A 19,609-nucleotide genomic window follows, 5' to 3' on the forward strand; every position below is an offset into this window, starting at 1 on the left:
CAACCATTTAAAGGATTGCGCAAGACTGAATGACCATCGTATTTTGGCTTTAATAAAATATACCCGGTGTTGCCCGAACCGCTTTTCCCTTTATTTTTTTGAGAAAAACCAAGCAATCCAGAAGTGCACAATAAAAGCGTTAAAAAAAAATTTATTATCCAATTTGAGAATAGCTGTTTGTTTATCATTTCGTTTTTGAACATATTTTCAAGTCTATTGGTTATTTTATTCCTGTTGTGCCAGCGACTTCTATAGTTTATCATTTAGTGTGCTGATTCAACAAAACTGATTTATTGGGATACGGTACAAAATTAGCCACGACAGGCTACCGCTATGGTATTGATTTGTTCAGAAATGGTTCGTTTTTGTACAAAAATTAGGATTTAATCCGCTATGAAGGACGATGTGAATAAAATCATTCACTTATGGAGACTAAGTGATAAAGAAACAGCTCTTCTTCTTGGATTTTATACCGTTTATAATTATTAGGGAGGTTTCTTATCAGATTTATAGCAGTCTACTTAATGTAAAAAGCCCGATTGTTCTCGGGCTTTTTAGGTTCATGTTCCATACGATCCTCTTCATTCGAAAGACATGAAAAATTCTATCACATCTGGCGTATGCCAAATTTTCAGAAGTATTACTTCAACTTCTGTAAGCGTTCTTTCGCTGCAGGCACGATATCATCGTTTTTGTCATAATTGTCAATCACACTTTTCAAGGTACTCTTCGCCTGGAAAGCATTGCCTTTGCGCGCATAGGCATCAGCAAGTACCAGGAAGCTCTTGGCAACCCAGTATTCTTGCGCTTCCCTATTGTTAATCACATCAAAGGCTGTTTCCAGCGCCTTATCATATTCCTTGTTATCGTACTGCAAAAGCGCTACGCGATACCGTGCTTCTGCGCCGATAGCCGATTGACTCTTCAGCGCAGCCAGGTTGAATTCTTTCATGGCAGACGCTACATTTTTCTCTTTCAACAAAGCTTTTCCACTGTACAAATGCGCTTTCGCTATTTCCTCCTCGGTTGCCCCGTTGTAATTTTTGACCAGACTCACATACTTAGCCATTTGCTCCATATCGCCGAGTTCGAAGTAACACACCATCAGGTTCGTTACCGCATAGCCATAGTTCTTTTTATATTCTTCGTTGAGCTCCAATTTTTTGAGGTGTACAATGGCCTCGTTGTATTCTTTAAGATCCAAATATAGCGCAGCAACCGTCAGCAAGGTATTCTCTGAATATTTACTCGTCCAGTCGTTCAGGATGATATTCAGATCATGCAGTGCTTCCTGTGGATGCCCGGTGCGGTACGAACTCACTCCACGGATATAACGGGCGAATTTTTCTTGTCTGGGTTTTGGAAATTTATCAAAATAGGCATTGATCGCTTCTACAGCCGCCCCATATTCTCCCCTGGCGAATAGCGACTGCGCCGCCTGGAAAGCCATGTTATCTAGCTCTGCAGGACTCAGATTACTGACATTGGTACCGACAGCGTAACGAATATAGCTCGAAGCATCCCCTTGATCGAGGTAGATGTTTTCAATGAAACGCATGGCCTGCTCGGCTTCAGCAGTTCGGGTATATTTCTCCACCACCTTCTGGAAAGTCGCTTTCGCCGCTTCGGGCTCATCATTGTTGTACTGCACGAGTCCTATGGTCATTAAGGCGCGGGGAATATAACTACTACGAGGGTACTTTTCGACCATTGCCTGTAACCCTTCGATCGCACGGCTATAATCACCCATCGTGAAATAAGTATAGGGAATTTCAAAGGCCGCATCATCTGCATAGTTCGAAGATGGAAATTGTTTCAACACCGACCGCAGCGTACTGAGCTTGGTTTCATTGTCGCCTTGCAGACCAAATAAAACACCGCGCTGGAATAAGGCATAATCCTGATTGGGCGCTTTGCTGTTGATCAGCTGATCGTAGTATTTGTTGGCCCGGCTGTAGTCGCGCAGACACAGGTAGGAATCGCCCAGACGTGCAATGACATCATAGCGTATATTTTGATCCACCGCATTTCCTCCAGCAGTCAGAAAGCGTTCAAAATAATTGGCTGCCAACTCAAAACGGTTGTTTCGGTAGGCCGCATAGGCCAGCCCATAATTTGCATAATTATACAGGTCGCTATTCCGAGCGACGGGCAGGCTCAGAAACTGGGAGAAGTTTTCTACGGCTTCACCAAATTTGCGCACTTCATACATGGCCTCTGCTTTCCAATAGGTCGCAAGAGCGGCCATTTCAGCATTGACCGGAAACTTTTCAGATCGCATAAACATGGATATGCTATTTTCGAAAGCACGCTCGTTATAAAACTCAAGTCCGCGGTAATAGGTGACCTTTTGATAGATCGCATTGACTTCCCGACCGCGCTCTTTTAACGATTCCAGCATACTAACACCAGCATGGAAGTTGGTGGTCCCACGTAGGATTTCAGCGGATAGTGTTTCGGCACTTTCCTTTCTTTTTGAACCCGGATCGACAGGTTGCACTTCTTGGGCGATATATTTCTCGAGGACTTTTTGTGCCGCTTGGGTGGAGTCCATTGCAAACAAGATTTTAGCATAGTTAAATAGCGCATCGGCTTTCACTTGCTGGTCTAAATCCAGTTTTGTCACTTTGACAAAAGCATTTCGTGCAGCTTGCTTGTCGCCAGTCTCCAGAGCGATATGGCCCAATGTCATGATCGCCCCCTGATAAAAGGCATCCGAAGGTTTTATGGCCTCCAGCATACCGCTCGCTCTTTTATATTCGCCAGCGCCGTAAGCCAGATAGCTGATACGATAATTATCGATATTACTTTGCGAAGCGTCTGGGTGCCGTTTCATCAATTCGTGATAATAGGCCTGTTTATATTTTTGCTGTGCTAAATAGGTGGCTGTGGCAATCTGGCGTAGCTCCGTCTCGATAGCATCGCGGTTGATATGCGTCATATCCGGACTGCGGCGCACCTTGACCGCATCGGCCAGCATAGGCCGGTAATCGCGTACGACATCAATGGAATCCATGGTTTGAACCTCCCCGCCGCCACTTTGCACACTATGTTGCTGTTGTTTCTCTTTCTTTTCTTTCTGTTGTTTCCCCACTTCCTGCGCATAACCTGTAACCAGCAAAGCCGAAAGCGTACCAGTAAACAGGTATTTCAGGTAATTGTGACCGATTCTTTCTTTCAATATCATTGTTCGTCCGTATTTCTGAATTGTTCCAAACGTTCCTTTGCCGAGGAGACATAGGGTTATCCCTAACTAGTGTATTCAAAACTAAAGAATTTCAAGCACATTCGGTAATTTACACCTCATAGTTGCTTCGTTTCAACGATTTAGAACAAAACACGCTATTCCATTGCTCTATCGGCAACTGAATTTATACAATAATGGAGCCAAGAAGAAAAAATAAAAGAGTGGTTCTTACTGATAGGAATGGACTGACTTGGATACCTGCCAACTGCCATTCTCATAAACTAAAGTCACTAGGTCAGTCATGCTAAAGCTGTCAAATTTCAATACAATTTTTGCAATCATATAATCTGTGGATTTTTCGACAATCTTGATATGCGTTTTACAGTTCAGAATTTCTCCCTGCTGTTTTTTTAAAGATTTAATCAAAGCCTGGCGTCCGTAGGAGGTCTGTATATTGGAAGCCTGGATCCTTTGGCTGAAATCTTCCGCAAATAATTGATCTAAACCCACAGATTCTCCAGCCGTCGTTACAGCAACATAATGCTGCAAAGCGAAGTCTGCTGTGGAAAGATTAATGCTAATTTTTTCTGGTTTTGATGCTGGTTTTTCAGCTGCCATGGCAACTGACGATAAGCAGATTAAAGCTGCTGCCGTGAATGTTTTTACGAATGCTTTCATACTATCTTTTTGTTCTATTGTTAGTCTATATACCTTACTTGTTGATCCAAAACTAAAGTTCAATATATCTCTGGCCTATGGACTTTAGACCAACGATATTTGAATATCGGTGAATGGCGGAAATGTAAAGGTGAATATAACAACCATCTTAGCTGCTGCATGCCAAATACTATACCAGTGGCTACAATAAGAACATTTGTGCCTCTTAGCACATCTAAAGGCATTTTCAAGATTCTTTACGAAAAAGAAAATGTGCGCATACGAACAGTTTCAAAATAGATTGTTCGCATACGCACACCGCATAAAAAGCCTAGCAAAAGATTAATGATTACTGTCTGCTGACCAAGTTGATTTATTTCGTTTTCTTTATCGGTGTATCGACTGATATTGCAAAAAAATCGTCAGGAAGTTCCCTCGCTTCTATCTTTTGAGCTACCGATTCCATTTTGAATTGCTCATTATCGACCACAATTTTCAATGGAACAGACTTGGCTTTTGATAAATAGTAGTTCCAGTTTCCATAACTATGCATCTGATACTTCGTAAAATCAACAGGGTACTTTGATGTGTAGAAATAGGTTGTCTGCCCACCTTGCGTCTTTAAAATCAAGGCATCACAATCTTCCCCCAATATCTTCTCTTTATTCTTAACGAGCTCATAACTTATATCTGCATCTGATTTCACATCGGCATCAAACCAATAAAGTGTGTCGGATCTGCTCGTCTTATTGTAATGTCTATTGGTTTCACCAATATATAACTGCATTGTTATACCGACACCATTTGTGCACGATTTATAATTCCCCGATTTAATAAAATATTCTTGCTTATCACCTAGAAGAATCTTCATTTGTTCAATAGTGACGCTTGAATTCTTACTTTGAAAGCTATTTTGATAAATAATTTTCCCTTCAAATGCTTCTTGAGCATAGCTTTTCAATGTGACGGATAGCAATAATAAATAAAAATAACAATAATCTGATACACCACTATTGATCAAGATTTAGTTAAAAAAGAGAATTTTTAATAGGATCGTTATTTTTCAATACATTTTATCTTTTCCAACCAGATGAATAAAAAACACATTCTTATTATTAATGACAATATATTATATTTAGGTATATAAATATAACATATGCTTAAGCCATTTTTTATCTTCTTCTTAATTTTTATTTCCTGTCATGTGAAAGCTCAAAAAAGCAGTTCCTATTTTTATTTAAAGAATACCGCAGATAGTTTAATTTTTGAAAAGAAGACACCTGAAGCTTATTTGTTATATCGAAAAATGGTCAAGATTAGTGATATAGATCCGTTTATTGATATAGAATTGGTAAAATTATCACTAAAAGTAAAAGACAATAAAACAGTAGAAAAATATTTAAAGCAATCTATTTTAAACGGTGCTTCTTTAGGAATGCTAGAGGTTGACAGTAATGTGAATAGTTTTTTAAAACAGCATACCAATTGGAGAAAAACCTACGATTCTCTTCGTCAAAAACATCTAAGCAAAATAGCTCATTTGGAGGACCGTACAACTTTACTCAATATGTTGGAAAAGGATCAGGCATTGCGTTCCTTATTGGGAGTTATTGAATACAAAAAAGCCGATTCTCTTATTTTTGCTAGTGACACGGCTAATATGAGGGTAATCAAGGAAATTATTTCGAGAACAGGTTTCCCGAATCTTGAAACTGTTGGCATGGATGGCGTAAACGCTATCTTTATATTATTATTACATACTTTGAATAATGGGATTGAGGATGCCAAAAATATTGAAATTTTGACGCCACTAATGAAAAAAGCGGTATTAGACCTCAAGTATCCACCTTTTAACATGGCCTTAGTTATCGATAGACACCGAGCCATAATCCGTCAAAAACAGATTTATGGATCGTATTGGGAAATGGGTAAACAAAACAAAAGAATTGTTACGCCGATTGAGAACATTGATGAGGTAGATGCACGAAGAAAAGAAATTGGATTACCACCGCTAAGTCTTTTAAGGAACCAAAGAGGGTATGAATTACCTGTGGATTATAAAAACTAATAGATCATTTCGGTTCAAACAAAAAAGACCGAACAATACGGTGCAAATGCTTGTATTGATCTATCAACGAATACTGAGCTCCCAAGGCAAATCATATGCACATATTCGTTGCTTCTTACTTGGTCTTTCTTTGGTATTTCTTTGCTCTTTGTTCGGGTCTTCTTTGGGATTGGCTTGGGCTTCGTCTGCTATTTCTTTGGTGTTTCTTCGGTGTTTCATTGGTGTTTCATTGGTAAAAAAGCAAAGAAACAGCAAAGGGATACGTATCTATAAGATAACTTGGTTCCTGCCATAAGTGAGCATTTGTCCCGAAAGAAGCAAATGATGATTAGCAAATTCACGTATAACGATGCTGAATGTTAGCCCACGTTTCGTAAGTTAGAGTTAGAAAAACGAAATGTCCGCAATAAAATAAAAAAAGCCACATCTCCTGATGTGGCCCTACAACTTATATATTGAATTAAAATGACTCCTATTTATACGAATTGATCGATTTGGACACTTTCCAGTCATTTCCTTCACGGACAAAAGTCACTAGATCGGTCTTGGTGAAATCCTCAAATTTCAAGGTAACCCTGGCCACCATATAATCTGCTGATTCTTCAAGAACGTCTGTATTCACTGTACAGTTTAGCTTCTCGCCTTTTTGTTTTTTCAAGGACTTAACCACTTCACTACGGCTATTTGACTTCAGGTTTGCCGTTTGGACCTTTTGATTAAAATCCTCAGCAAACAATTGTTCTACACCAGCCGATTCACCTTCAGTCATTACAGCAACATAGTGCTCTAAAGCAAAGTCTGCTGTTGATAGGTTAACGTTTGTTTTTGCTGATTTTGATCCGGGACCTTCAGCTGCCATTGCACATGTTGAAATTGCGATTAAGGCTGCTGCTACGACTGTTTTTACTAGCTTTTTCATAATATCTTTATTTTATCGTGTAAGTTTTTCATCTAAATAATTTGTTCTTCAATTGTGATGAAGCTATCATGAGCATTTCCATCGATGCTCATGATGTTTTTTGTTCTTATTTGTTGATTCAAAATTACTGCTCTAGATGCTTCTTGCTCACAGACTTTAGATCAACAACGGGTAAAACTCGGTGAATGACTGAAATGAAAAGGTGAACTTCAAAATGCATAAAGAACATAAGATCAATTTTATTAGCTTCGTGCCAAATACTATACCAGTTGTCCTGTGCGTTCAATAACGGCTTCTATAGCCTCTTAAAGCATATTCCATATCTTTTTCAGAAAAAGTAGCTGTACGGATGCGAACAGTTTATAGCGATATTGTTCACATGCGTACACCCTATTAAATGCTGGCTAAAAGATGAATTATACTTCCTGAATTACGCTCATTTAATTAAAACTGAAAACCAGGATTCAACAATTGTGAACAAAAGATTTTAAAGGAGGTTCTGTTGCGCATCTACTGAAATTTATTTATTTTTAATAGATTATTTTGATTTTGAATCTTATATGATCAATTCAATTTTCAGCCATAGTAAGATATGCTACCAAGTAAATAGCTTTAGCTTCATTTCTTAGAACCATAATATTGATCTATCAACCAAATGTATAAATCTGTCAGCGCCACAAAATACACGCAACTCCTTTTATGGGTGTTTATTTTTTCCTGTCTCACTTCGTTTATAAGCAACGCTAATGCTCAAGAAACAAAATACACAAGCTTTTTATGGGAGATTACCGGAAAGGGGCTAACTAAACCTTCTTACCTGTTAGGCTCTGTACATTTAAAAGACCGGCGTCTGATCAATAGCAATGATTCTATATTTGTGGCTATTGCTAATACAGATGCACTGGCTTTGGAAGTACACCCCATACGCTGTATAAACAGATATGGGATTTTCGATACAGCAAAAAATCAACACTTAAAAAGATAGCGCTTACCGAAGTACAAAAAAAAGAGTTTGTAAAACGCTATCAAAAGGAGTATGGTGTGATGCCGGATTCCCAACAAATGGCTTCTCCGCTTATTGTTAAATATCTCATGAATCCCAGCAACGATAAACCGGACGATATTACCGCCGTACTGGATGCTTATCTCTATGGCCTAGCCAAATCGCAACGAAAATATATTGTTGGCCTCGAGCCAATAGAAAATCAACTGGATGTTGATGGTAGTAACGAATTGGTTCATCTCGCGAACAAAAGTGATAGTACAAAATACTATAAGTATCTGGAGGATATGATGCAACTGTATAGCTCTGGAGACCTGGCTGGTGTTTGGAACGCGATTTCACCCCATATTGATCTTGAAGAAATGCAAAGAAGGAATAACACGATGCTAAAAAATATAATTTTGCAGCTCGATAAAGGTACGCTCTGCGCGGTCGTGGGGGCCGCTCATCTTGCAGGTGACCTAGGACTCATCCACCTTTTACAAAATGAAGGCTATAAGCTCCGCCCCGTTAAGACAAAAAAAACAGATCTGGCTTCTAAATATAAAATAGACTTCAGTACGATGGAATGGATGCCCCAAAAGGACTCTATCTTTGGATATACTGTCCAATTACCAAAAAGTTATATCTACAGGATAAATACATTGGGTGCAACAAACATCATCTATGGTGATCTGAGCACAGAAACAGAACTGATGGTGTCGGCTCAATTTGTTGGTGATCTGAATGGACTTACTGCGAAAGAAATTTTAAAACAAGAATACGAAAGAAAAACTGCCAAAAGCAAGTTCCCTATTGTATCTCAGCAATTTCTTGAAAAAGATGGTGCCCAAGGTATGCAGTTGATGACCGCAAATAATGGCATGGAGGTTAAATGGGAATTCTGGCTAAAGAACAATACATTATATAGCTTATCGGCCTTTACCAGCAAAAGTCCATTAGACAGGTATTTGTCGGACCGCTTTTTAAATGGCTTCACAATCCTTCCTCTCGACCGCCCCGCTGAAATAGATGAATCTGTCAATGACATTGGTGCTTTTGCAATAAAAATGCCGACGCAAATTCAATACCTTTACCAGACAGGTTCAGAGCAGCTTGGAGATAAACAGCTCCAATATGGCATACATAATTATTTTTCAATGGATAGGGATCGAAAAATAAATTATATGGTTCAGTATCACGATTATCCGATTGGCTATATCATGACTGACAGATCCTTGATGCTGAAAACGCTCAAAAACAGCCTTAAAAAAATCCAGCGCTTACCGTTACCTCTGTTGAGCCAAGGGAGAAGGAGAATATAACGGGCATGGCAATAAAAGCCCAATTGAACAAATCAAACCTATTCGCAGAAACATGGGTCCGCGGGAACCGAATTTATCAGGTACTTCAGGAAAACCTAGATAAGAATAATAAAGAAATGGATAGCGCTTTTTTTAATTCCTTCCGTATGGTTCCTTTTAAGGAAGCCGACTGGAAAGATTTCACCGTAAACAGTATGAAGCTAAAACTTCCTGCTACATCGTTGATAAAGATAAAAAATGAGGATGTAGCTGAGCAACTTGATAGCGAATCTCATATTTATGCCGCAGCCGACAGCAATTCAAGCACATCCTTTCTCTTGGAAATCACTAAACTGCCTAAATATTATCGGCTGGAAAAAACCGACAGTTTATATGCCGAAATACAGGCTACTGCAAAAAAGAAATCTGAGAAAATGGTCCATTACGACACACTACGATCCGACAATATAACCGCTGCAATCTACACAAGTAGCGATTCATTAACAGCTAACTATCATAAAAAAGCGATCTGGATCAGAGGCAATATATCCTATGGATTTGATGCTATCGGCACACAAGAAACAGTTGAAAAAATAGATATAAACAGGATTATCAAATCCGTCCGTTATACAGGTACTACAGCGAACTTTGACGTATATAGCTCAAAAGCAGCAACTCTTTTTGAAGATATCTATAGCGCTGATTCTCTCGTTAGCCAAAACGCAAAAAACACATTAGAGCTCAGTTACAAATTTGATAAAAATGACCTAGCACTAATTTATAAAACATTGGTCCGAAAACAGGTCGATGACGAGCAGAACAGTGGGCTTCGAAGAAACCTGATCTATAGTTTGGTAAAGAATCATGATGAACGGAGCATACCTCTTTTAAAAAATATACTTAAGGATCCGACAACACCAGACCTGATCAAAATCGCAATCTTCCCGACCATCTATGAAATAGATTCAACACAGCTTGAATGGTATCTCCAGGCATTAAATCATCATCGACCCGATGTTGATTACCAAGTATGGCAATTACTACAGCCTTTACGCACTTCCCATAAATACGTAGCTGAGAATTTAGAACAGGTCATTCCATTATTTGCTATCGATAATTACAGACCTACACTATTAAATATTTGTTTAGAAATCGCTAAGGACAGCACTGTGCGCAATAGCCGTGAAATGGTAAAGGTTTATCTGCCGAATGTAATGAAATATCTAGCCAAAGACCTGTCCAAATTTGCTTCCGAACAGGAATCAGAGGATAGTTTCGATCCTTATTGGATAAGCGATTATGTGAAAATACTGGGTTTATATGATCAAAAAGATTCACTACTAAAATATCAACATCAGTTGCTCGCTAATACACAAATAGGTTATCTGCGAGCCTCCACCGCAACTGAATTTTTGGTTCTCGGTCTGCCATTGAATCAAAAATTAATGGATAGCATCAATGTTAATATATCGCAAAGAGGAGTATTGATGAGGGGGCTTAAAGAGAAAAAACGCGAAGATTTGATAGCCCCCAGGTATAAGGAGCAAATTGAAATTGGAAAAATTGTTGTAAACGATTACATGGAATCCGAATGGGATATGCAGTCGCAACAAATTGATTATCTGGGACAATTGACCGAGAATAATAAAAAGTATTTAGTTTATGCATTTAAAACTGAGAACGATGAGCAAAGCTATCTCTCAATTTATTTACCAGATGACCAAAATAAAGAATGGTCTTATACTTATGAAAACTGTTATTCAGATCTTGAGCCCTTTATCGGAGACTGGAAAGAACAAGCTCTCAAATTGATCCAACAAATGCGTATTGAAGATTAAAACAATAAGCTGATAGCGAAAAACCGAAAAAATGTTCTAATAGAAGTTAAATACCTCCAGAGGTTAAAAACTCAAGTGCCTTATTGATAAATATTGATTTATTTTCTAATATATATTGATGTTGTTCTTTACGGCTTTGAATATTCTCCGGATACGTAATCGTTATATCTGGATTTATTCGTTCTCCAACATCATACGATTTTCCTTTTCTATTGTGCAACAAGGCAGTCATTAAATTAATGGAATATCCTTTATCTACATAATAAAGTTCATTACCTGATGTTAAACCAGCTGACTTTGTTCCGATGACGGTCACATTCTTTTGTCCTAAAAAATGACATGCAGCAATCTCTCCTGAGCTTCCCGTTATTCCCGAAATCAAAATAATTACTGGTATCTTATTATTTACAAGCGGTAAGACTTGAACAGTATCAAATTTAAAATACTTTGCTTCCACATCATTGTCTATATATAAACCATTTTGGGGAATCTGAAATTTATCTACCAAAACCTCCTTTCCGTCTTTGTCCAATGTTCCATCAAAATAACAAAAGGTTTGTGTGGTATCTATGAGAGCATGAAAGGGAATGATCATCGGAGCACAACTACCACCTTCATTCTCCGTTAAATCAATAATCCAAGCCTTAGGTTGTTTTCCATCTAGTTCAAGCAACTGCTTTTGTAAAGTGTCAATATACATGCGATGTTCCAGATCAACACCAGGAACGTTAATGTATGCATATTTATCTTCGATCAATCGATGCTGAAAATTTGGCCCAGGCATCCCTAGTTGTGCGTAGGTTGTGGAAGCATACTTTTTAATTAACGCCAATTCATCTGTGGTACCTTTAACTCTATGTACACTCGAATGATGATCATTTAAACCTGCAACTATCTTTTTAAAAGTTGGCATTAATGAATCAGTCGAATTAATATTCCTGACGTTCAACTTTGTTTCTTGACGCATTTTATCGAAATCGACTCTACTACGCATAAAAGAATGAGCCTCTAGTGTATCGATGAATTGATCGACTAATTTGGTTACTTCCTTGTTTTGGGCACGACAGATATTGAATACAGAAAAACATACAATAAAAAAGATAATTTTACACATAAACTAACGATTAATAATTTATCAAAACTAAAAAAAACTGTAAAAACATTTGGTCAATTGTAGAAATTATTTCGTTATTTTCTTGACCTATAATATGTATTTCAGCGTATCTTCTAGAAGTAATCTAATTTTCCATTCTCCGTTCGCAAGCGAACAGTATTGTTCACAATCGAACAATTTAATACGGTTACAAAAACAAACAAAACACTGAACATCAAAAACTTAAAGTTTAGGCAAAACTATTGATGCGTTTAAAACCAATTGATCTCAAGCATGTTGCATGAGATAAAAATGACATGAAATGCAATGAATTTTTAAGATTAAAATTAGGAAATCATGTATAATTACTTAAAAGTCGGTTGGCGGAAATTGTTCAGAAACAAAATCTTCTCCTTAATCAATATACTAGGATTATCGTTGGGCCTAGCCGCATGTTGGATTATCCTCTTATTTGTGAATGATGAATTGAGTTATGATCGTTATTTTACGCAGGCAGACCGTATATATCGCGTTGTTTCTCACGGAAAATGGGATGGCGGTTCCTTTGATATAACAGGAACTGCAGGTCCCCTTGCAAATGTTATTAAAGATGAATTTCCCGGCGTAAAAGAAGCCACCCGATTCGATATCGAGGGCGGAGGCATAATTACCATTGATAATCAACAAACAAAAGTCAACGAAATCTTCCTCGCAGACAAGAATTTCTTCAATCTATTTGACTATAATTTTCTTGCTGGCAATCCTGCAAGGGCATTGGCTAATCCCCAATCTATTGTACTGACAGAAGACTTAGCCGTACAATTGTTTGGATCCGTAGAAACAGCAGTCAATAAAACGCTTTATTTCAATAAATCTGAACCCAGCCTTGTCACGGCTGTTATACAAAATGTACCTCAAAATACACATTTCAGCTTCAGAGCTATCCGTTCCTTTTCAAAAGACTTTAATCCTGATTGGAATCGACTTTACCTTTATACTTACGTACTATTAAAAGATCAGTCATACTTGCCCCAACTTCAAAAAAAACTTCCTTACATCGTAAAAAAATATATTCATGGACGGAATCTCGATTTTGATTATAAAATCGAATTACAACCAATTACGGATATCCATCTGCATTCTAATCTAAGTTATGAGCTCGGCAATAATAGCAATATCAAATATGTTTACATCTTTTCCATTGTCGGTGCATTAGTACTCTTAATTGCGATCGTAAATTATATTAATATCACGACGGCGCAGGCTTCAATAAGGATGAGAGAAATTGCCGTCCGGAAAGTAATCGGATCCAGCACTTTAAATCTAACCAAGCAGTTTCTTGTTGAAACGTCTTTAATCATCTTTTGTGCAGCATTGTTAAGCATATTGCTGGCCTCAACTTTTCTTCCATGGCTAAACCAAATGATCGGTAAGCAATTGGATTTATGGCATTTTGGAATAGGGAAAACCTTACTGTTTGTACTTCCATTTATCGTATTTTTAGTATTCACTACCGGTATTTATCCAGCTTTAATACTTGCAGGACTAAAGACTATTCCTTCGCTAAAAAATCAGATCGGAACACATGGCTTCCAACATCTACTGAGAAAATCACTTGTGGTTTTTCAATTTGTAATCGCAGTATTGCTTATTGTATCCACCATGGTGATTTTTCTACAATTGAATTTTATGACTACAAAAAACCTGGGTTTCGACAAAAATCAGGTCATGGTTTTCCATCTGGACAATGAATCCACTCGCAATAAAGGCGACGAGTTCAGAAATAGCTTACTTGAAGATAGCCATATCACAGAAGTAGCGTTCGCCAGCAATCCAATTGGGAAAAACGACATTGGCGTGGGAACTTTCAATGTTGAAAATAATGGAAAAATTGATCCCAACTTTACACTCGCCAATACCTTAAAAATTGACCCTAATTTTATCCCAGCAATGCATATTCAACTGGTTAAGGGAAGAAATTTCGACAGTACCATGCCAACAGATAGCGCCTCTGTCATTATAAACGCAGCATTTGCAAAAAAACAAGGCTGGACAAACGCGATAGGCAAAAGGATCGAATTTGGAAGAGACACAACTGGAAAATCTATCCTGAAATCTGTTATCGGGGTCGTCAGCGACTTTCATATTTATTCGCTTCAGCACAAAATAGAGCCTCTTATCCTAGAACTTCCAGCTAATAAAATGGAAATGGATAATATTTATATTCGCATGAAATCGACAAATGTAGACCATACAATTTCGCATATAAACAAAGTTTACAGTAAATATGTCCCCGATTATCCTTTAGAATACACATTTTTAGATAAAACCTTTGAACAGCAATACAATTCGGAAATAAAACAGGGTCAAATTCTCTTAATTTTTGCCTTATTGTCTATCGTTATTGCCTGTTTAGGGCTATTTGGTGTAATCACATTCGCTATCCAATTGCGAATAAAAGAAATCGGTATACGCAAAACATTAGGTGCAACACTCAGCAACCTGGTTTATCTACTGTGCTCTGATATGGTTAAACTGGTCGGTATAGCCCTGTTAATTGCACTGCCGATCGGATGGTTATTGATGAATCAGTGGCTGCAAGAGTTCGCTTATCGCATTTCGGTCAGCTGGTGGATACTTGTAGGTGCCGGGATCATCGCACTGGTAATTGCCATTCTAACCCTATGTACCAGAGCAATAGCCGCTGCAAAAGCTAATCCGGTCGACAGTTTAAAAGTGGAGTAAGAATTTGTATCCACTATACTTTCGCGTAATTATGATTGTTATTGATAAAATTCCTTGCGTACAAATTCGTTTTTATTGAGCTTATTTAGCGCTCTTATCAAATAATAGCGGTGTAGAAAACCTGTTAAGACGACAATCTTTTTACCTGGATATATTCGAGCTATCTCATAGATGTTGGATGCCATTGTTTGATTTCTTAAATCCCAGAAGTCTGACATTAATCTGAATCCATCTTTATAACTGATCTTGTCTCCATCGGGTTTTGTGACAAACCTTTCTGAAAACTCAGACCTTGCATCTGTAATTTTCAGTAATTCTTGATATTGATAATATTGTCTTTTTTCAGCAATGCTATCCGTAGTATGATTATTGAAATTTTCGGGAGATAACGTGGCAATTTTTATTAAATCTCCCGTGATACGTTGAAATTCTTGGTAAATATTGGCTTGCCCGCCGGTCAATTTTTGAGCACGGTACAAACTGTCGATCAATTTAACGGTTAAGTTATCAGTAGGTACCATGCCTTTTTCTTTACGGTATTTGTTTCTTCCTTCAAAATCAAATGGAAATCTCAGGGTTTGTGGATTCTTCATCAAATAAAGATTGCTTGCTTTTATTTCATTTCCCTCGGGGCTATACTGAGCAGTTTCATATTCCTTCATCCCTTCACGGTCTACTTCATGAAGAATAATATCAGGCTTAATATGGTTAAGAATTCCAACCAAAATTTGAGCATTATAATTTGGAACACTATCGTGAATATTTCCGATTACATATAGGACTGTTTTACTTTTTTGTCCAAACACATGTGTAAAGATTAGAAATAACAAGACAAATACGGTTGAATGTTTCATAACGTACGGTTTACTTTTTATGATTTTTTAATATTTTAGCGCTAGGGTATTAATAGTATTCTCTAATATAAAAAAAACACAGCAATCTCTTTCTCAATCACGCCATTCTACTACCCGTATTGCTGTCGCGGGAGCATCAGCGAGTCCCTCAGCATCCTTTTGCACTGTAGACTGCAAAAATAAAGCAACTTTACGTTTCTTTTGCCACAACTGGGTATCATATGTAGGTTCCCAAGCCCCTACCGACTGCTCACAAAGATCAACAATGTCATTTGCCTCTTGATGCATGCCATTCAACCTCAGTATCGAAGGTCGGTAACCGCGCTCTTGATCCCGAAAGACCAGCGTCAACATTATTTTATTATCTTTTCCGCGAACCAACACCTGGGGCCTGGCGATTGGAATATCCTTTGTTCCACCACCACTCAAACTAAAAGGTGTTTTTCTAAAATCAAAAGACCGGATCTTCCATTCCCCCTCTTGTAAATAGATTACCTTATATTGCGGGATCTGTGTTCCTGCATCACGCCAGTAACTAGCGATAAAAGGATTCCCTTTTTCATCCGCAGCGATAGAGGTTTGATTAATCAATTCGTGCTGCTGGGGTATATGGGCCGCATACTCGACCGTAGATTCTCTCATGGGCAAATCGTACCGCATTCCATTACTCTTTTGCCAGGTTAATCCGCCATCTTTTGAACATGCATAAGCCATATCATGATTGCTTTCCACGTTGGGACTCTCCCGCCAGACCCAAGAAAGATGTATCGTCCCCCGACGATCCACATAACTTTGCCAATAGGCATTTCTCTGTTCCTCGCCATCAATCAGATTGCTATGCATCCGCTCCCATTTTTGCTGCTTACTATCGTACTTATTGACCACAAGATTACCGTGGCCGGATCCGCCGTCACGATATAAAAACAATAACTCGCCACTGGGTAACTTTAAGAATTCGGGGTAGGTTACCTTTGATTCATTTTTTCCTAGCATGGCTTGCTCATAACCCAGCACAAGACTATTGGGGTGAAGGGTACGTGCGTATCTCAACTTGCTGTCATGCTGATCCCAACAAACGTGGAGATATCCAGCCTTATCCACCATAATACTAATCACATTATGAGCATCCTTCACATGCCCGGTATAGCCGGTACGTCGCAACTTCCATACCTTGCCAGAAAGTAATCGCTGGCCTAAAACTACATATCCAGCTTCATCATAATAAGCGATATATTGGTATTTACCATTGCTGGTTAATGAATTTTTACGAAATACGGTTGTGTTGACTGTGTTCTTTGCCCAGCCATTTCCGACAAGCGTATTCTTAATTTTCTGCCCTTGTGCATTGTAAATAAACAAGAGACACGCGCAAGTGAGCATCCCCACTCTTACTAGTTGATTTAGATATTGTTTCATTGAATTTTTTATACACTTGTTGAGCCCACCAGATCCTTTTGAAAGGAGACTTATTCCCGGAATTTGGGGTTATTGAATGGCTTTACCCTGATCTTTATGCCAGTCCTGTCCTGACCAGATACGCCGTGCACTCCAGTCGCTCGCTTCACTTGTCCAAAAAGAATCTCTGTCGGGTAATCCCAAAGGCAAAAAAATTACTGAACATAAATAGGGGCTCCCCTGATTATTGTATGGATCACCCAAGCCCGGCTGATTACCATACATACCCAGCGTCAACCAGCCATTTTCATACGTATTTGGGTTTTCGGTCGATTTTTTCAATACCGCAAACAGGGCAGCCTTCACCTGTCCTTCGCTAAGTTCCCCAGGGAGTCGTCTCTTGAACGCCATATCTGCAAGATGATGGAAAGCTGCCGCGCGATAGATTACGGACCTTCCTGTCGGAGGAAAACTACCGTCGGCATTGATCAACCGCTCCTGAATAATGGCATAGCGCTCATTTCGGAGCTTGATTTTTGCAAACATCCCATCATAGTTTTTAGTTTTCAACTGTATGAAATCCATAATTCCGGCCAAGAAGGGATGGATAACATAACTATTATAGTAATCAAACGCATAATGCGGACCATCCATATACATTCCATCTCCAACATACCACTGTTCCAATTGCTGCAGCGCATAATCAACGCGCATCACATCCCAATCATCCGAATATTTCGCTAAAAAAACTTCATTCATTGCTGAAAAGAGTAACCAATTTGAATAAGCCGGCCGAAATTGGCGCGTAATTTTTATAGATGCTACCAAATTCTTTTTTGTCTGATTGTCGATATGATCCCACAACCAAGGACTACGCATAAATCCCAAAGCGATAAACGAGGCATCAACAAGCTGTTGGCCACCGAGATCAAAACGCATAAAATCACGCGCATTGCTGTCCAAAGCATTTTTAAGTGCTTGAACAGTCCATGCTCTATATTGATCGCGTAACTTTATCTCTTCAGCCGAACCGCCATCCAAGGAAAGCCAGGGTGCTATGCCTGACAATACCCTTCCCAAGACTTCAACATATTGTACTTTGATGCGCTGTTCCTTATTATCCACGTGTATAGAAGTCATTTGTGGCATAGTTAACCGCAGGCTATCATGGGCCAGACTGCGGAGAACGGGACGCAGCATATGATCCATTTCTTTAAGCCAAAAAGCTCTATCCGTCTCTTTTGTTGATGCAGGTTTCTTCTTCACGCCCTGTCCAAAGACAGTATGGCCTATCAGAAGAATAACAAAGAACAATAAAATCTTATTTTTCATTTTCAAATCCAATCTATTTTTGAGCTAAATAACGATACATTTCCGAGCCGGCTAATAAAAACGCACCTACACCAAAAGGAGCTGTAGAGTTGGTATCCACCACCTGTCCGGGGATAGCTTTTTCACCAATAGGTTGTACATACCCAATTCTGCCATCGGGTTGTAAAGCGATCTCACTAAGATATTTCCAGCCTTTAACCGCAGCATCTTTAAATTTAAAATCGCTTAGCAAGCCATTATTTATTCCCCAGAGCAACCCATAAGTAAAAAAAGCCGTTCCGCTTGTTTCCCTGCCGGGAGCATGCTCGGGATCTAACATGCTTCGAGTCCAGAATCCCTCCTGCTGTTGGCAATTAATGATAGCGGCCGCCATATCCTTAAAGCGCTCCTGATAGTAGGTATAATGTTTATCCTCCTGAGGTAGATCTTGAAGAACCTTTGCAAATGCAGCGAACACCCAGCCATCGCCACGAGCCCAAAAATCCTTTTTGCCATGTAAACTCTGGTGTTTGGGGAAGACATATTTTGCATCGCGGTAATACAATTTCTCTTCCCGATCAAACATGATACTATCGGCATATTGTAAATAAGCATACATCTTATCCAGATAAAGTGAATTGCCTGTCAATTTGTACATTTTAGCCATCACGGGCATCACCATATACAAACCATCGGCCCACCACCAATAGTCCTGTTTATTGGAGTGGATCTGATATTCCATCACTTCCTGAGCACGTGCAATCTTTTCAGGGCTTGGCGATAAATGATAGAGATCGATATAGGTTTGAAAACAAATTTGCCAGTCACCAAAAAGAACGTGTTCGTCTGTTTCCCCATAGTTGTATTTCCAAAGTTGCGTATTGGTAGACTTGGCACCTTTCCAATCATTGTATCTGGCCCAATCCTCAGCATATTTTAAGTCGCCCGCTGATTTTGAAATCTTATAGAATTCCATATTTCCGGTATGATAAGCTGCCTGATCCCAAAAAGCCCAAACCTCGGGCTTATGATGAGACTGCCAGTATTGATTTGCCTTACTTAGCTGAGCAAGTACGGTTTCTTTGTTCAGTTGCTGTCCAAATGAAAAATGTCCTACAAACAATAGACATAAGATTAAATTGATCCGCATATATTTAGATGTATAGTATTTTTTGATAAACGAGCACAAAAGCTACTTTAAATTGGTTTGTACACTATTTAATGGATACACTCATTACTTTCTTCTCGATTTTTTT

The 19,609-nt window shown here is 38.7% G+C and carries 16 protein-coding genes; 6 read left to right on the plus strand and 10 right to left on the minus strand.

Annotation, left to right across the window (positions count from 1 at the left end):
* Positions 1-640 precede the first annotated feature (640 nt).
* From B4N43_RS18605 to B4N43_RS18615, 3 genes are all read right to left on the minus strand, one after another.
* Complete coding sequence (locus tag B4N43_RS18605) at positions 641-3,187, minus strand: tetratricopeptide repeat protein (protein WP_088160532.1); 2,547 nt, start codon at positions 3,185-3,187, stop codon at positions 641-643.
* Positions 3,188-3,415: 228 nt separating this feature from the next.
* Entirely contained in the window at positions 3,416-3,865 is a 450-nt protein-coding gene (locus B4N43_RS18610) for a nuclear transport factor 2 family protein (protein WP_088160531.1), read from the minus strand.
* Positions 3,866-4,217: 352 nt separating this feature from the next.
* Positions 4,218-4,715 carry a hypothetical protein gene (locus B4N43_RS18615; protein WP_157698379.1) on the minus strand — a complete coding sequence of 166 codons (498 nt, stop codon included), beginning with the start codon at positions 4,713-4,715 and terminating at the stop codon, positions 4,218-4,220.
* Between the two features lie 285 nt (positions 4,716-5,000).
* On the opposite strand from B4N43_RS18615, the gene B4N43_RS18620 reads away from it, so the two are divergent.
* Positions 5,001-5,912: a DUF6624 domain-containing protein gene (locus B4N43_RS18620; protein WP_088160529.1), complete on the plus strand. Its 912-nt coding sequence runs from the start codon at positions 5,001-5,003 to the stop codon at positions 5,910-5,912.
* 63 nt (positions 5,913-5,975) lie between these two features.
* On the opposite strand, the gene B4N43_RS18625 is transcribed toward B4N43_RS18620, so the two are convergent.
* Positions 5,976-6,131, minus strand: a complete 156-nt coding sequence (locus tag B4N43_RS18625) for a hypothetical protein (protein WP_157698378.1) — start codon at positions 6,129-6,131, stop codon at positions 5,976-5,978.
* A gap of 253 nt (positions 6,132-6,384) precedes the next feature.
* Positions 6,385-6,831: a nuclear transport factor 2 family protein gene (locus tag B4N43_RS18630; protein WP_088160528.1), complete on the minus strand. Its 447-nt coding sequence runs from the start codon at positions 6,829-6,831 to the stop codon at positions 6,385-6,387.
* Between the two features lie 68 nt (positions 6,832-6,899).
* Between B4N43_RS18630 and B4N43_RS25550 the strand changes: the two genes are divergently transcribed.
* The 4 genes from B4N43_RS25550 to B4N43_RS18640 all read left to right on the plus strand — a co-directional run bounded on the left by B4N43_RS25550 (position 6,900) and on the right by B4N43_RS18640 (position 10,955).
* Positions 6,900-7,016 carry a zinc-finger domain-containing protein gene (locus B4N43_RS25550; protein WP_157698377.1) on the plus strand — a complete coding sequence of 39 codons (117 nt, stop codon included), beginning with the start codon at positions 6,900-6,902 and terminating at the stop codon, positions 7,014-7,016.
* Positions 7,017-7,486: 470 nt separating this feature from the next.
* On the plus strand, positions 7,487-7,816 hold the full coding sequence (locus tag B4N43_RS25555) for a TraB/GumN family protein (RefSeq protein WP_376749020.1): 330 nt from the start codon (positions 7,487-7,489) through the stop codon (positions 7,814-7,816).
* A complete protein-coding gene (locus B4N43_RS18635; RefSeq protein ID WP_286735980.1) occupies positions 7,813-9,138 on the plus strand; it encodes a TraB/GumN family protein in 1,326 nt (441 codons plus the stop codon). The genes B4N43_RS25555 and B4N43_RS18635 overlap by 4 nt, the downstream gene beginning before the upstream one ends.
* Before the next feature lie 5 nt (positions 9,139-9,143).
* Positions 9,144-10,955: a hypothetical protein gene (locus B4N43_RS18640; RefSeq protein ID WP_286735845.1), complete on the plus strand. Its 1,812-nt coding sequence runs from the start codon at positions 9,144-9,146 to the stop codon at positions 10,953-10,955.
* 46 nt (positions 10,956-11,001) lie between these two features.
* Here the strand turns inward: B4N43_RS18640 and B4N43_RS18645 are convergent, their stop codons facing one another.
* Complete coding sequence (locus tag B4N43_RS18645; RefSeq protein WP_088160526.1) at positions 11,002-12,069, minus strand: S41 family peptidase; 1,068 nt, start codon at positions 12,067-12,069, stop codon at positions 11,002-11,004.
* A gap of 336 nt (positions 12,070-12,405) precedes the next feature.
* On the opposite strand from B4N43_RS18645, the gene B4N43_RS18650 reads away from it, so the two are divergent.
* On the plus strand, positions 12,406-14,793 hold the full coding sequence (locus B4N43_RS18650) for an ABC transporter permease (protein WP_088160525.1): 2,388 nt from the start codon (positions 12,406-12,408) through the stop codon (positions 14,791-14,793).
* Positions 14,794-14,831: 38 nt separating this feature from the next.
* Here B4N43_RS18650 and B4N43_RS18655 read toward each other — a convergent pair whose 3' ends face one another.
* From B4N43_RS18655 to B4N43_RS18670, 4 genes are all read right to left on the minus strand, one after another.
* Positions 14,832-15,647: a hypothetical protein gene (locus tag B4N43_RS18655; protein ID WP_088160524.1), complete on the minus strand. Its 816-nt coding sequence runs from the start codon at positions 15,645-15,647 to the stop codon at positions 14,832-14,834.
* Positions 15,648-15,740: 93 nt separating this feature from the next.
* A complete protein-coding gene (locus tag B4N43_RS18660) occupies positions 15,741-17,063 on the minus strand; it encodes a BNR repeat-containing protein (protein WP_088160523.1) in 1,323 nt (440 codons plus the stop codon).
* A 69-nt stretch (positions 17,064-17,132) separates the two neighbouring features.
* Complete coding sequence (locus tag B4N43_RS18665; RefSeq protein WP_286735846.1) at positions 17,133-18,374, minus strand: DUF2264 domain-containing protein; 1,242 nt, start codon at positions 18,372-18,374, stop codon at positions 17,133-17,135.
* Positions 18,375-18,387: 13 nt separating this feature from the next.
* On the minus strand, positions 18,388-19,503 hold the full coding sequence (locus tag B4N43_RS18670) for a glycoside hydrolase family 88 protein (RefSeq protein WP_075991417.1): 1,116 nt from the start codon (positions 19,501-19,503) through the stop codon (positions 18,388-18,390).
* Between the last annotated feature and the right edge of the window lie 106 nt (positions 19,504-19,609).

Source organism: Sphingobacterium sp. UBA1897 (genome assembly GCF_002337775.1).
GTDB classification, from domain to species: domain Bacteria; phylum Bacteroidota; class Bacteroidia; order Sphingobacteriales; family Sphingobacteriaceae; genus Sphingobacterium; species Sphingobacterium siyangense.